The sequence below is a fragment of the Pseudomonas sp. GW-45 genome (assembly GCF_056896675.1).
On sequence record NZ_CM167674.1, the window covers coordinates 1,355,587 to 1,369,421 of the forward strand.

The 13,835-nt window shown below is 53.5% G+C and carries 12 protein-coding genes; 4 read left to right on the top strand and 8 right to left on the bottom strand.

The window, feature by feature from the left end:
- Window positions 1-16: 16 nt before the first annotated feature.
- Entirely contained in the window at window positions 17-1,396 is a 1,380-nt protein-coding gene (locus AC1XYH_RS06135; protein ID WP_483325748.1) for a sensor domain-containing protein, read from the bottom strand.
- A 182-nt stretch (window positions 1,397-1,578) separates the two neighbouring features.
- On the opposite strand from AC1XYH_RS06135, the gene AC1XYH_RS06140 reads away from it, so the two are divergent.
- Window positions 1,579-2,778: an NAD(P)/FAD-dependent oxidoreductase gene (locus AC1XYH_RS06140; RefSeq protein ID WP_483325749.1), complete on the top strand. Its 1,200-nt coding sequence runs from the start codon at window positions 1,579-1,581 to the stop codon at window positions 2,776-2,778.
- A 156-nt stretch (window positions 2,779-2,934) separates the two neighbouring features.
- Here AC1XYH_RS06140 and AC1XYH_RS06145 read toward each other — a convergent pair whose 3' ends face one another.
- The 3 genes from AC1XYH_RS06145 to AC1XYH_RS06155 form a co-directional block, all read right to left on the bottom strand.
- On the bottom strand, window positions 2,935-4,161 hold the full coding sequence (locus AC1XYH_RS06145; RefSeq protein ID WP_483325750.1) for a GAF domain-containing sensor histidine kinase: 1,227 nt from the start codon (window positions 4,159-4,161) through the stop codon (window positions 2,935-2,937).
- A 269-nt stretch (window positions 4,162-4,430) separates the two neighbouring features.
- A complete protein-coding gene (locus tag AC1XYH_RS06150) occupies window positions 4,431-5,129 on the bottom strand; it encodes a haloacid dehalogenase type II (RefSeq protein ID WP_483325751.1) in 699 nt (232 codons plus the stop codon).
- 199 nt (window positions 5,130-5,328) lie between these two features.
- Window positions 5,329-5,652 carry a 2OG-Fe(II) oxygenase gene (locus AC1XYH_RS06155; protein WP_483325752.1) on the bottom strand — a complete coding sequence of 108 codons (324 nt, stop codon included), beginning with the start codon at window positions 5,650-5,652 and terminating at the stop codon, window positions 5,329-5,331.
- 306 nt (window positions 5,653-5,958) lie between these two features.
- Between AC1XYH_RS06155 and AC1XYH_RS06160 the strand changes: the two genes are divergently transcribed.
- Entirely contained in the window at window positions 5,959-8,157 is a 2,199-nt protein-coding gene (locus tag AC1XYH_RS06160; protein ID WP_483325753.1) for an OsmC domain/YcaO domain-containing protein, read from the top strand.
- 106 nt (window positions 8,158-8,263) lie between these two features.
- Here the strand turns inward: AC1XYH_RS06160 and nadE are convergent, their stop codons facing one another.
- Together nadE and AC1XYH_RS06170 are read right to left on the bottom strand one after the other, a co-directional pair.
- Entirely contained in the window at window positions 8,264-9,091 is an 828-nt protein-coding gene (nadE, locus tag AC1XYH_RS06165; protein ID WP_483325754.1) for an ammonia-dependent NAD(+) synthetase, read from the bottom strand.
- Between the two features lie 178 nt (window positions 9,092-9,269).
- Window positions 9,270-9,443 (bottom strand): hypothetical protein, encoded by a 174-nt coding sequence (locus tag AC1XYH_RS06170; RefSeq protein ID WP_483325755.1) that lies wholly within the window; start codon window positions 9,441-9,443, stop codon window positions 9,270-9,272.
- A 61-nt stretch (window positions 9,444-9,504) separates the two neighbouring features.
- Between AC1XYH_RS06170 and AC1XYH_RS06175 the strand changes: the two genes are divergently transcribed.
- Window positions 9,505-10,953 (top strand): alpha/beta hydrolase, encoded by a 1,449-nt coding sequence (locus AC1XYH_RS06175; protein WP_483325756.1) that lies wholly within the window; start codon window positions 9,505-9,507, stop codon window positions 10,951-10,953.
- A 163-nt stretch (window positions 10,954-11,116) separates the two neighbouring features.
- Here the strand turns inward: AC1XYH_RS06175 and AC1XYH_RS06180 are convergent, their stop codons facing one another.
- Window positions 11,117-11,917: a substrate-binding periplasmic protein gene (locus AC1XYH_RS06180; RefSeq protein WP_483325757.1), complete on the bottom strand. Its 801-nt coding sequence runs from the start codon at window positions 11,915-11,917 to the stop codon at window positions 11,117-11,119.
- A gap of 285 nt (window positions 11,918-12,202) precedes the next feature.
- On the opposite strand from AC1XYH_RS06180, the gene AC1XYH_RS06185 reads away from it, so the two are divergent.
- Entirely contained in the window at window positions 12,203-12,946 is a 744-nt protein-coding gene (locus tag AC1XYH_RS06185) for a class I SAM-dependent DNA methyltransferase (protein ID WP_483325758.1), read from the top strand.
- Window positions 12,947-12,981: 35 nt separating this feature from the next.
- On the opposite strand, the gene AC1XYH_RS06190 is transcribed toward AC1XYH_RS06185, so the two are convergent.
- On the bottom strand, window positions 12,982-13,689 hold the full coding sequence (locus AC1XYH_RS06190) for a substrate-binding periplasmic protein (protein ID WP_483325759.1): 708 nt from the start codon (window positions 13,687-13,689) through the stop codon (window positions 12,982-12,984).
- Window positions 13,690-13,835 lie beyond the last annotated feature (146 nt).

Sequence of the window (13,835 nt, forward strand, 5' to 3'; positions counted from 1 at the left end):
CGTCCGCTCTCTCTACCTAGATGGTTAACGCCTCGTCAGGCGGGGCGGCAACGACATAGCGCTTGCCGCCGCTGCGTTTGGCTATGTACATGGCTTCGTCCGCGCGTTTTACCAGCTGCACGTCATCTCTGCCGTGCTCCGGAAAGGTGGCAATGCCTACACTGGGAGCAGTAATCAGCGTTCCTGCTTCCAGAAGATAAGGCTCGCTCAGCGAGGCGATGACCTTCTCGGCTACCAAGGCCGCGTCTTTCGGGCTACTGATGCCATCCAGCAAAATGGCAAACTCGTCACCGCCCAAGCGGCCGGTAGTGTCAGATGCTCGCACACACTGCCTGAGACGCTGCGCTACTTCGCGCAGCAAATGGTCGCCGGTGGTATGGCCAAAGGTATCGTTGATTTGCTTGAAGTTATCCATGTCGAGATAAAGCACTGCCAACTGCAAAACACCCCTGCTGGCTTTGTGCAGGGCGTTTTTCAAGCGGTCCTGAAACAGTGTTCGATTGGGTAGCTCAGTCAGTTGGTCATATTGCGCCAAGAACTCCAAGCGTACGCGAGTGCGTTTGAGTTCTATTGCTGTAGCGACCTGGTCCGATACGAATTGCAAAAGTTCCTGGTCTTTTTCGGTGTAGCGCACCGCACCAGAATAGCTCTTGAGTACCATGGCCCCTATGGTTTGCGTACCCGATGTTAGCGGTACGCCAAGCCAGGCGAGAGCCTGCTGTTCTTTTTCTGTATCAGACTTTGTAACGGGTTGCGCGGTGGTGTCGCGGGTTCGCAGAAGGGGCGCGCCGGTGCGGATCACCTCAGCAGTGAGCGTGCAGGATGTCATCGCTCTGGATGAAGGCGTTGAGTCATATTGATCAACAGAGTAAGGAAAGCTGATCTGCTCCGTTGTAGCGTCGTGAAGTGCGACAAAAAAATGCTCTGCAGGCAGCAGCTGGCTGATGACCTCATGCACCTTTTGGTAGAGTGCCTGCAAATCTCCAGCCGAATGGGCGGCCTCTGATATAGCGTACAACGCCGCTTGTTTTGCTTCTGCTCGTTTGCGCTCGGTTATGTCTCGCGCCACACCCACGCGCACTTGCTCGGCTTCAAGCCATTGCGCCGACCACATGATGTGAACCACATGTCCGTCTTTGTGGATATAACGATTTTCATGGTCAGAGGATGGGTTGCCGAGATTGATGTTATCGACAAGTCCGCGAGTGAAGTCGCGATCATCCGGATGCATCATGTCGAAGGTCGTGCGGCCAATCATTTCTTCGGGTCGAAAACCAAAAACCCGTTCGCTCGCCGCGCTGACTGATAGAAAACGGCCTTCTATATCCACAATGCATACAACATCGAGCAGCATGTCGAGTAGTTTGTCGTGGGGTAAGTGGCTGTTTGATGTCATGGGGCAACTATACCGGCAGGCCCTCTGGCACGGAATATTTTTTGTGTTTCAGCTGCCTAAAAGTGACAAGGGCGAGTGTACTTACGCCAAACGTTGGGCGCACTTTTCTGTAACGACGTTGTCATTTAAGAGCTGGGTGGTATCGCTATTTACTTCAAACCCGTCTTTCAGAGGATAACAACATGGATTTGCGTTCCGGGGACTGTTTTTGGCCTATTCGGTCAGGTTTGGTTAAGTCGTATCCTGGTTTGTCACAGGACCTTGAGTGCGATGTGCTGGTGATAGGCGCGGGTATCACTGGGGCTTTGATCGCCGATTACCTTGTTCAACAAAAGCTGAAGGTGGTGGTGCTGGATCGCCGAGACGTTGCACGCGGCAGCACTAGTGCTTCCACCGCAATGTTGCAATACGAAATCGACACTCACCTAAGCGAGTTGATCACTCGCATCGGCAAAGACAAGGCGGAGCGAGCTTATCACTTGTGTTCGGATGCAATAGACAAGCTGGCCAAGATCACCAAAGACCTGCCGGATTGCGGCTTTTCTCGCTACACCAGTTTTTATTTCGCATCTAACGAAGATGATGTTGAGTCTATTGAGAAAGAGTATCAGGTGCGTAAAGAAGCCGGTTTTGATATCGAGCTTTGGAACAGCGAAGACATCAGTTCGCGCTTCAATTTCAGTTCGCCCTGCGGGTTGTATTCAAAACAGGGTGCCCAAGTAGATCCCTTCTTGCTTACCCACGCATTGCTGCAGCGCGCAGATAGCAACGGTGCCCAGATTTTTGATCGCACCACCGTGAGTGACATAGACCAGACCGAAGCAGGCGTGACAGCGCATACCGACAGAGGGCATAAGGTTCGCGCTCAGAAGGTGGTGTTTGCCTGCGGTTATGAATCGCAAACCTGGCTGGAAGAAAAAGTGGTCGACCTTAACAGCACCTTTGCCCTTATCACTGAGCCGGTTGATAAATTTCCTGGCTGGCATAAACAGTGCCTGCTCTGGGAATCCGCACGGCCCTATACCTATATGCGCACCACCAGTGATAACCGGATTATCATCGGTGGAGAGGATGAGCCTTTCAAAAACAGTGAGTTGCGTGACAAAGCTTTGCCTAAGAAACGCGAAAAACTGACCAAGAAGCTAGCCGAACTGATGCCTGAAATACCCTTTGAGGTCGCCTATGCCTGGGCTGGCACCTTCGGTGAAACCAAGGATGGCCTGGCCTATATAGGTGAGACGAAAGAATTCCCCAACGCCTATTTTGCACTCGGCTACGGCGGCAACGGCATCACTTACAGCGTCACTGCCGCGCAGATTATTGCGGATCTCTATATGGGGAAAAGTAATTCAGACGCCGATATTTTTCGGTTTGGGCGTTAACGACGAGTAGTAGTGCTGATCAGTGTGCAACGCGAATGATGTTAGCTAAGCTCCTGGAGAGACCGAGTTCTATCTCGGCAAGCTTGGTGGGGCGCGACTGCGATGGTCGAGATGGAACTCGACCTTCCAGTACACTTAGCTCATTACGGTTAGTGCTTATGCCAGTTGGACGTCAGCGGGTAACACTAGGACGTCTTCCAATAGGCTTGGGAATCTGGCTGTGAAGCAAGTGCCAGCCTCTGGAGTGGAAGACACACTGAGCGTGCCATTGTGGCCGGCAACAATTTGCGCTGCGATGTATAACCCCAAACCCAGGCCTTCACCTCTTCCACCCGCTTCTGACCGGGTGAAAGGATGAAAGAGTAGCGCCATCTGCGCTGGCGGAATAGTTACGCCTTGGTTGGTAACGGCGAGCACTACATTACCGTTCTCCACTATCGCGGAAACCTCTACTGGTGACTCCTTCGAGCCATGGCTTACCGCGTTAACCAGCAGATTTGACAGCAGCTGTCCCATTCTCCCGGCGTCACAAAAGCTCTGCGGCGGGGTGGCGATATGATGCTTGATCGACACGTTGGGATGAGACAGCGCCACCTCATTTATCACCGAGGTGAAAGCGTAGGTTAACTGGTCGGTTAGTACGCGCTTGACTGGAATGCCGCCGCCCATCCTCGCTCTGGAAAAATCCAGAACGTCTTCAATTAGCGCGCCCATGCGCGTCGCGCTTTGTTTGATCGAGGTGGCCAGCCCACGGTCACGTTCGATGGTCAGCTTGCCTTCCAGCAGCTCTGCACTCATGCCGATAGCGGTCAATGGTGAGCGTAAGTCGTGGCCTAGAACGGCAATGAACTGTTCGCGAAGGCGGCCAGTTTCGGCTTCGTTGCTCAGCGCAATTTCAGCCTTTTCTTGTGCTTCCTGCATATCTAGCTGAACGCCAATCAGCTGCGCAAAAAGCCCTAATGTCGCCAGCACTGTTTCTTCATCGAAGTGCGCGGGGATGTTGTCGATGGCGCAAAGTGTGCCGAAGAACTCGCCGTTTGATCTGACGATAGGGACAGAAACGTAGCTTTCTAGTTGGTACAGTTTTGGGATGGGATGCGTAGCGTAAATGCTATGTTCACTCGCATGCTTGAAAATGACTGGCTGCCGGTTCTGGCTGATCTGGTTACAAAAAGTGGTGTCTATCGCCAATTCACTGCCGGGTTCCAAGCCAAAGTCGATTGAGTCGTTTACCGCGCAGGCTACCCAGTTTGCCTCGGTAACCCTGGCGACCGTAGCAAAACGCATGCCCGTAGTCTGCTTTACCATGCTGAGAATCAGCGGGACGGCGTCGATCTTGGCGATGTTCTTTATATCGCGGTCAAATTGGGAAATATTGGACATCGACGACCCGCAGCGGAATGAATAGTTCCGTCGATTTTATGCCCCTTTTTGAGGCTTGCCCACAAAACAATTTTGTAGCGACTGTTTTGCTAGCGCGCATTCGTCGAGTGTTATGGCGTCGAAGTTGAGTGGCCGGTTATATCCGGGCGGTATCCATACCCCCCGCGTTGCCCAGCAAAATATGAACCCATCTGCGCGCAGAAGAATGCGGCTTTACATACTTATCCTATTACTCGAACGAGGAGGTTATCGTCGTTAGGTTGATTCAATTAAGCCGCTTTCCAACGATCAATGATTTGCTTAACCAGCCCACCCAAATCTGCATCAGCCATGTCTGGCGCCGGCAATTCGGCTAGCGGCAGAACGGCGTTGTGTGGGCGGGTCAGCAATGCGCCATGACAACCTGCCGCTTGCGCGCCGGCGGTATCCCACAGGTGGCACGCGACCAAGACAATATCGGCCATCGGCACCTTTAGCTGTTCTGCTACGAACTGATAGGTCTCTGGCGCGGGTTTGAATTTTTTCACCGCATCCACACTAAAGCTGTGTTCAAAAAAATCAGCCAAACCTGCGCGCTCAAGTGGCGTAGGCGAGGCGCTACTCGCCGAATTGCTCAGCGTTACCAACCGAAACCCAGCCTTGCGCAATGTGTCCAGTGCCGGGGCTGCATCCGGGTGCGCCGGTAACACGCTCATTAACTGCTTGAACTCATCAATATCGCTCGGCTTGATAGCCACGCCATGAATCGTGCCGAGCATATGTAAGGTGCCTACAGCCAACTCGCCAAATGGGGCGTAACGGCCACATAGGGTCATGGTTTGCGAGTAAAGAATCAGCTGCGCAAACCACTCGCGTAGAACGGTGCTATCACCAAAGACGCGGGAGAACAGTGGAGCTAAAGTGGTGATATCGAGCAGGGTTTCATTTACATCGAAAACGATAATCGGGGTGCGGCTTTGTTCAGTCATAAAAAACCTCGTTTGCCTGTGGCTGTTGGCTTTGCCTACACAGTGTTTCCACAGAACATTTACAAAAGTGAATGTTGACCTACCGTCAGACGCGTAAAAAGACTATCTGTTCGGTACGCTTTTGCTGATGTTCTTCTTCACGCATCGAGTATTCGTCACCTTGGTTCACCACCACCTGGAAGGGTGTTGGACCACGGGATTAAAAACCCTGTTCGGTCGCTCCCCACGGCGCTAAAAAAGCGAAGCTCAATAGCACGCGCTTGCCCCGAGTAATGGTCGAAACGTTGTGATCGTAGAGATCGGGGCGGAAAAGAATCACGCGATTGAAGAAAGAAAAAATGGTCCGTTCCACCTGGAAAATTCCGCCTTCTAATGGCTTTTTCAAAACCAGATTCAATTTGTAATAGCTGCCTCCGCCCATGGGGTCATTATGGCGTGGTACGCGGTGGCCTTCGGGGTAGGTGACCAGGTTGACGCTCAAGCGCCGGGTGGCCAGCAAGCTACGATTGATGACAGCGCCCATGGTGCTCGCCTCCTAAAATGGTTTGTTTTGGCATAAGCAAAACTGAACTCTGAAAATCCAATGGCTACAGCTATCAGGCTTGTTAATTGAGTGATCATTCAATAATTAATCAAATGCTAGGCGTAGCCGCAAGGACAGTCAAATTAATTCTGAGCGATCGTTCAATATGGGTGATGGGTTTGCAGACAAAATAGGCACCCATAAGGGAAGGAGGTCTAGCTCGGGTGGCAGTCAGCGCATGACTTCCCGCTCAAAAGCCGGATAATGGCGGCCAATTCGTCTTGCTCGCAACTCTGGTAATCGCACATGGAAATTAAGGTCAACTTTCTCGACAACCTCCGGCTTGAAGCCAAATTTGATGACTTCACGGTGGTGGCAGACCAGCCCATTCGCTATAAAGGCGACGGTTCGGCGCCGGGGCCGTTTGACTACTTTCTGGCGTCTTCGGCGCTGTGTGCGGCTTACTTCGTAAAGCTGTACTGCGACACGCGCAATATCCCCACTGAAAATATCCGCCTGTCCCAAAACAACATCGTTGACCCTGAAAACCGCTACAACCATATTTTTAAAATTCAGGTTGAGTTGCCAGCCGATATTTCTGCCAAGGACCGCCAAGGCATTCTGCGTTCTATCGACCGCTGTACCGTAAAAAAAGTGGTGCAGAACGGGCCTGAGTTTGTAATCGAAGAAGTGGACAATCTGGATGCCGATGCGCAAGCGTTGCTGATGCCCCAATTGGCCTCAGCAGAGGGTACTCGCATCCTCGGCAAGGACTTGCCGTTGGAGCAGACCATCGCCAACATGTCGAGCATTCTCGCCGACCTGGGCATGAAGATCGAGATCGCCTCCTGGCGCAATATTGTTCCCAACGTGTGGTCGTTGCATATCCGTGATGCGCACTCGCCAATGTGTTTTACCAATGGCAAGGGTGCGACCAAAGAGGGCGCGCTAGCCTCCGCGCTGGGCGAGTTTATCGAGCGCCTTAACTGCAACTTCTTCTATAACGATCAGTTCTGGGGCGAGGACATCGCCCATGCCGCGTTCGTGCATTATCCGAACGAACGTTGGTTTCAGCCGGGCCGCAAAGACGCGTTGCCGACGGAGATTCTCGACGAGTACTGCCTGCCGATTTATAACCCCGAGGGCGAGCTGCGTGGTTCGCATCTGTACGACACCAACTCTGGGAACATAGAGCGCGGCATCTGCTCGTTGCCTTACGTGCGGCAGTCAGACGGTGAGATGGTGTACTTCCCGTCCAACCTGATTGAAAACCTCTACCTCAGCAATGGCATGAGCGCCGGCAATACGCTGGCAGAGGCGCAAGTGCAGTGCCTGTCCGAAATATTCGAGCGCGCTGTAAAGCGCGAGATTCTAGAGGGCGAACTGGCGTTGCCCGATGTGCCGCAGGAGGTGTTAGCTAAGTACCCCGGTATCTTGGCCGGTATTCAAGGGCTGGAAGAGCAGGGCTTTCCGGTGCTGGTAAAGGATGCCTCACTGGGTGGTGAATTCCCGGTCATGTGCGTGACCTTGATGAACCCACGTACTGGCGGTGTTTTCGCCTCGTTCGGTGCGCACCCCAGCTTTGAGGTGGCGTTGGAGCGCAGCCTTACCGAGCTGCTGCAAGGTCGCAGCTTCGAAGGCTTGAACGACTTGCCTAGGCCTACCTTTGAAGGCCAGGCAGTGACCGAGCCAAACAACTTTGTTGAGCACTTTATCGATTCCAGCGGTGTGGTGTCGTGGCGCTTTTTTAGTGCCAAATCGGATTACGAGTTTGTGGAGTGGGACTTTTCCGGCGAAGGCGAAAGCTCAAACGCGGATGAAGCCGCCACACTGTTTGGCATACTCGCAGACCTTGGCAAAGAAGCGTACATGGCCGTGTACGACGACCTGGGCGCCACCGCCTGCCGCATACTGGTGCCGGGATATTCAGAGATTTACCCAGTCGATGATTTGATTTGGGATAACACCAACAAAGCGTTGTTTTTCCGTGCTGACATTTTGAACCTGCACAGCTTGGACGAAGACGAGTTGCAAGCGTTGGCTGAGCGTTTGGAAGAAAGCGAGCTGGATGATTACACCGATATCACCACCCTGATTGGCATTGAGTTTGACGACAATACCGTGTGGGGGCAGTTAACGATTCTAGAGCTGAAACTGCTGATTTATGTCGCCTTGCAGCAGTTTGAAGAAGCCAGAGAACTGGTCGAAACCTTCTTGCAGTTCAACGACAACACTGTCGAGCGCGGGTTGTTCTATCAGGCCTTGAATGTGGTGCTGGAGGTGCTGCTGGACGATGAGTTGGAACTGGAGGATTACCAGGCCAATTTCCGGCGCATGTTTGGCGATGAGCGCATGGACGCCGTATTGGGCTCAGTCGATGGCAGCGTGCGTTTCTTTGGCTTAGCACCTACCAGCATGAAGCTCGAAGGTCTTGACCGTCATCAGCGCCTAATCGATAGCTATAAGAAGTTGCACGCCGCACGGGGCAGGGTAGCGGGGCAATAATCTTCGAAGCGATTACATTTTTGCGTGCAAGGAGGTGGGGTGACGCCCTGCCCGTTGCGCGAAGTTCAGCGCCAGGGCTAGGGCGTCATCTGTTAGCGAATGCGGCTCAAGGTGCTAAAGGCACCTGACGCTTGTGCTCTGTGGCATCGTAACGCTCAATGATCCGTTGGGCGGCGTCCTCATCGAGGGGCTCGCCCAGCAGGAAGGTATCGATTTGTTCATAACTGAGTCCGTAGGCGTCTTCATCCGGGCGGCCAGGCTTTAGCTCTTCAAGATCGGCGGTAGGTACTTTGTGCACCAGTTGCTCCGGCGCATTCAGCTCCGACGCAATTAGCCGCACCTGGCTTTTGGTCAGCCCGGTCAGCGGGGCCAGATCGCAAGCGCCGTCGCCAAATTTGGTGAAAAAACCCATGACTGCCTCAGCGGCATGATCGGTACCCACGACCAATCCATTGAAGAAATTGGCCAAGGTATATTGCGCGACCATGCGGGCACGCGCTTTGACGTTGCCTTTGACGAAGTCGCGTTTGCCGGCTTCAGCCTGCTCTTCGGTAAAACACGCCATCATTCCATCCACTGCGCCCTTGATGTCTACCGTGCGTAAATGATCCGGTTTAATAAAATCCAGCGCTGTTTGTGCATCTGCTTCGTCCGCCTGCACGTCATAGGGCAAGCGCATGGCGTAGAAGCTGGCTTCATAGCCATCCTGGCGTAGCGATTCAACCGCCATTTGGCATAGCCGGCCCGCGGTTGTTGAGTCCACACCGCCGCTGATGCCTAGCACTAACGCTTGGGTATGGGAGCTCCGCACAGTCGCCTTGATAAAGTCGACGCGTCGCTCGATCTCACGCTGGATCTCGGTTGTGCCTTTTAGGTCAGGATTCACCTGTAATGCTTCGCGAATCTGAGCGCCGCGACTGGATACCGTGTTCATACTTTTCTCCTGAGTATTCTATCAACCGCACTTTAAAGGTATTCGTGAGCGAGTTAATTCAGAACCCATGGTTGAGTCGTCTAGAAACGCAAACCGGCCTAACGCTGACGTTCATCACGCTAATGTGCAGATAGCCTCTCGGCCATGATTATTTTCCATTCCACGCGGTATAGGCAAGCTACTGACCAGCGCGTTTGGTAGAGCCTCCCCAGCCGCTTCGCAGCCAGATAATCGCTTGCGCATGGGAGACCATATCAATTTTGATGATGATGCGGCATTTTTCTGGAAACTTCATTATTCTCGGCACGCGCAGAACGAGCGCGTTGGGCTCAAGCTCAATAATAAAAATCATAAGAACAGAACATTGGAGGTTTATGTTGCCAACACATCATTGGTGCCGGTCTGCTGTGCCCATGGCTTTATCCGCGATTATGCTCAGCGGTTGTTTGAGTGGTGGAGGTGGCGGAGGGGATGATGATCAGCCTGCCGCGCAAACGCCGGAAGTAACCCGCTTACATGATGATCGCGTTTTTACCGCCCAACTTCCCGTTACTCTGCCGGCCGCACTGCCAGGTACCCAAATTTATTTCGGTAAATATGACGGCCTGCAAGGCGATGCGCTTTATGGAGTTGAAGTGCCTGATGGCTGGGACGGTGATGGTCTGATCTTGTGGACGCGCGGCTATGGTGGCGACACTTTGGAGGTCAGTCTCCAAATGCCACCGGAGGCTTGGCGGCAAGCGGTAATAGGTGCGGGCTACGCTTGGGCTGTCTCGTCCTACTCTGCTAACTGGTACGACGCGCGTGCAGGCCTGGAAGATACCAACAAACTGGCGCTGAACCTGGTGGAGTATGTCGAACGGGATCACGGCGCGAGACTGTCTACGCCGAACCAATACCTTATTTCGGGCGGCTCTCTGGGCGGCCATATCGCCGCAGCAGCGGTGGATCGGGAGAATATCGAACGCACCCAATTCAAAGTTGAATACGCAGGCGCCGCTCCTTTTTGCCAGTCCGAGCAGAATGAGTTCCAATGGCTGGGCGATTACACCCGCATGATGATGCAGCTGTCGGGGTACGGCGACCAGGAATATTCGGAGTTTCAGAGCCTGGTGGGTACTTTCTACAACGACGGGAGGGTATCAGTGCTAGTTGCCCCGGGACCGATGGTGAATGCGCTGTTTAACCAGAAGGTTGGTGGTAGACCAGATTGGACCTCGCCCAAAGGCTTGGCTGGTCAGCGCTTGATGGCTATTGCCGAGAACTTGTCGGGCGGTGAGCGTCCGATTTTTGAATACGGGTTTGATACCGTTCTACATGACATAGTGTTGGCCACTGGTGGTTCAGCCGGAGACATCAATGGGATCCTGGCGAGCTCCATCTATGACAACCAAAACACGGTATATCGCTGGACCAGCGGTGCAGAGCCAACAACTGAAGAGTTGGAGTTCAACGAAGAGGTTTCCAGAATCAGCGCTGATCCTGAAGCAAACCCGTTGCGCGAGGATGGTGTGCGCTGGATTCCGCTGGTCAAAGGCGACTTTGATGTGCCAGTGCTAACCATGCATACCTTGGGTGACTTTTACGTACCGTTCCGTCACCAGCAACTCTACCGTGAGCACGCGCAGGAAAATGGCAACGCTGACCTGTTGGTACAGCGTGCGATTCGGGCACCTAGTCACTGTGATTTCTCTGCTGGCGAATACCAAGCAGCGATCAATGATTGGCTGAAATGGGTTAACGACGACATCAAGCCGTCCGGTGATGATGTCTTGAATCCAGCTACCGTATCGAATGCAAACTACGGCTGTAACTTCACTGTGGGTCAGCGCTCGGGCTTACCAGCCTGCACCCCGGAATAGTAAGACAAGAGGCCATGGCGGAACTTTCGCCATGGCTAACCCCACCACCCGCTATAGCATTCCCTCTACTCTGTTTATTCATCAGCAGCTGGTTCAATCACCCAACCGGTGACCTTGGCCAATGCCGAAACTCACCTGCACTTTGCCAAAAAGATACAGCGGCTCACGGCGTAATATAGCGCCGTACAATGTGCTCGTAGCTGCCATCGGCCACCAATGCTTGTAATGCCTCGGCATAAGTCTGAACAAACTCCGGGGTATTCGAACGCTTGCTGAAAGCGACTTCGGCAGCTGTATTAGACACCACCACGCTGGTGGCTTTGATCTGCTCGCTCAGACCCAATTGGTTGATCTCATAAGCGCCAGTGTGTTCATCGGCTATGGCTCCGTCGATGCGTCGCTTGTCGATCATGCTCCAGAGGTTAGCGCGGGTGGCGACCATTGCTACTCGGTCGGCAAAGGCGGGGTCACTCATCAACTGCTCATAGGCCGGCCCGTAGTGCACATCGATCTGTGCTCCGAGGCGAAAGGGTATACGCCGTAACTCAATCAAGCGCGCCACCGGCCAGCGCTCAAAAGCCTCTGTTTGCACAAACAGCAGGTTGCGAGACGGCGGCAATACCTCGCCGGAGAAGTAGGCATAGACCTCACGTTCGGGTCGTCGGAAGGCGCCTGGCAATACATCCAGACGGCCTAGTTCAAGCTCCTTGAGGGCACGTGCCCAAGGCAGTTTCCGCAGGGTTACCTCACAGCCCAAACGCTCTAAAGCCGCGCGGTTAACGTCTACATAAATGCCGCCTATAGCGCCATCAGCCAATTGCATGCTGAGCGGTGGATCGTCATCCCAGCGCAGGGTTTTTTCGCAAGCGGCCATTGTCAGACTGGGTAGCCAAGCTATAAACAGAACGACAGTAATCAAGCTGCGGCGCAGGGCGAGGGGTAGACGGTGAGAGGCTACAGACAAATTAGTCACTCATGCGGGCTTGATAGGTTATACGCAGAGTCTAGCAGTGCAGGGCGGGAATCAGTAAGCCCGTTTACCCGCTTAAAGACCGCGTTCATCGTTCTGGCTTCAGAGGTATAGAGCAATCAAAACCGGGTGTGGCGTTAAGCGCGCAGGTGAAATGCCGGGTTTTCCGCCGGTGAGGACTGGGCGTGATGAGTAGGTAATGGGGTACATCCAGATTTACGGGTGAATTTCCTGGCGCCGGTATATGATTCGCGCCCCATCGCTCACCAGCAAGCCAACATGCCTTCCAATGCCATTTACACCGACCTGTCCGGTTACTACGATTTGATGTGTGCGGATATCGATTACAACGCGCAAAGCCGCAGCGTTCAACGTCTTCATCAGCTATTGGGGAACGGTGGCAACAGGCACCTTGATCTGGCCTGTGGGACAGGACCGCATATCCGGCATTTTCTGGATGCGGGATTTCAAAGCAGCGGACTCGACATCAACCAACCCATGCTGGACAAGGCGCAGGTGCGTTGTCCGGAAGCGCAGTTTTCGCTGCAGGATATGTGTGATTTCAGAGTAAGTGAGCCGCTCGATCTGATTACCTGCTTCCTCTATTCCATCCACTACAGTGCCAGTATCGAGCGACTGAGGGCCTGTATCGCCAGCGCGCATAGTGCACTGGTCACGGGCGGGCTTTTCTGTTTCAACGCGGTGGATAAGCAGCATATTGATAACGGTTCTTGGGTGTCACACAACGTAAAGCACGCTGAATCCGTGTTTAGCTTTAGCTCTGGTTGGCATTACCGCGGTGAAGGCGAGCAGCAGTCGTTAAAACTGCATATTGAAAAAACCACGGACGATGAAAAGCAAGTATGGCGCGACGAGCACCCTATGGTGGCAGTAGGGTTTGATGAGTTGTTTGAGCTGCTTAAGCCGTATTTTGAGGTACAGGTGCTGGAGCATGATTACGAGCGGTTATTGCCTTGGGATGGCGTGTCGGGGAATGCGCTCTTTGCCTGCCTGAAGATATAAACACGGATAGCGAGCTACGCTGGGGTCGCTTCCGATTAACCGACGGGGCGTTCGTAGCGTTGCTGAATTTTCTGCAATTCACCCGAATGACGCAGCCGTTCTAAAGCGTTGGCCCAAGCGTCTACCAGGGTATCGTCACAGTCACGGCTGAAGGCTATGTAGAGCGTTGAGCGATACGTCTCAATAGGGATCTGTCGCAGCGTGCCTGGAGCAATATTTAACTGGCGGCTGTAGTAAGCCACGCCCGCAGCGGTGTCGCCGATGATGATACTCGTACGTCCGGCCAGCAGCATTCGATAAAGCTGCAGGTTCCCGGTCGCGCTTTTGTCCAGGTTGCGAAAGCCCAGCGACGTGAGCAACTCCGGTATGAGGCCGGCATGGCGCGTGGTGATCTGGGGAGCGCGCAGTAGTTGCTCAAGGGTATTGATCGGCTGGAGCGTATTGGCCAGCTGATATGGATGTATGGATTCTTCTACTATGGGGCCAACCCATTTGTATAAATGCTCGCGCTCCGCGGTGCGAAACATCGAGTACATAATGGTTTTTGGGTGAGTATTCAGCGCGCGGGAGCTGCGCATGCTGGGCAGCAGCGTCACATCAAAGTCATCACCGGTCAGTTGCATGATGGCCCGAACGATCTCGGTGGTCATGCCGGTGAGCTGGCCGTCTTCCATATAGTTGTAAGGAGCCCACTCTTCTGTAACAACCTGATATTGCTCGGCCGAGGCGAGACTGCTGAACAATAAACAGAGAAGCGTTGCCGCAGTAGTAAAGGGTTTCTCGTATTGTGCCTAGTGGTCTGGGCGATCTTCAGAAATGAGTCTTACTGAACGATTATGACCAGTATAGCCCTCGCTCCACTTCTAACCCACAGCCCGACCCGGCAGAC

What these genes read in the sequence shown, in the direction of transcription:
- AC1XYH_RS06135 (WP_483325748.1), bottom strand. Translation starts at nt 1,396, where the DNA reads ATGACATCAAACAGCCACTTACCCCACGACAAACTACTCGACATGCTG.
- AC1XYH_RS06140 (WP_483325749.1), top strand. Translation starts at nt 1,579, where the DNA reads ATGGATTTGCGTTCCGGGGACTGTTTTTGGCCTATTCGGTCAGGTTTG.
- AC1XYH_RS06145 (WP_483325750.1), bottom strand. Translation starts at nt 4,161, where the DNA reads ATGTCCAATATTTCCCAATTTGACCGCGATATAAAGAACATCGCCAAG.
- AC1XYH_RS06150 (WP_483325751.1), bottom strand. Translation starts at nt 5,129, where the DNA reads ATGACTGAACAAAGCCGCACCCCGATTATCGTTTTCGATGTAAATGAA.
- AC1XYH_RS06155 (WP_483325752.1), bottom strand. Translation starts at nt 5,652, where the DNA reads ATGGGCGCTGTCATCAATCGTAGCTTGCTGGCCACCCGGCGCTTGAGC.
- AC1XYH_RS06160 (WP_483325753.1), top strand. Translation starts at nt 5,959, where the DNA reads ATGGAAATTAAGGTCAACTTTCTCGACAACCTCCGGCTTGAAGCCAAA.
- nadE (WP_483325754.1), bottom strand. Translation starts at nt 9,091, where the DNA reads ATGAACACGGTATCCAGTCGCGGCGCTCAGATTCGCGAAGCATTACAG.
- AC1XYH_RS06170 (WP_483325755.1), bottom strand. Translation starts at nt 9,443, where the DNA reads ATGATTTTTATTATTGAGCTTGAGCCCAACGCGCTCGTTCTGCGCGTG.
- AC1XYH_RS06175 (WP_483325756.1), top strand. Translation starts at nt 9,505, where the DNA reads ATGGCTTTATCCGCGATTATGCTCAGCGGTTGTTTGAGTGGTGGAGGT.
- AC1XYH_RS06185 (WP_483325758.1), top strand. Translation starts at nt 12,203, where the DNA reads ATGCCTTCCAATGCCATTTACACCGACCTGTCCGGTTACTACGATTTG.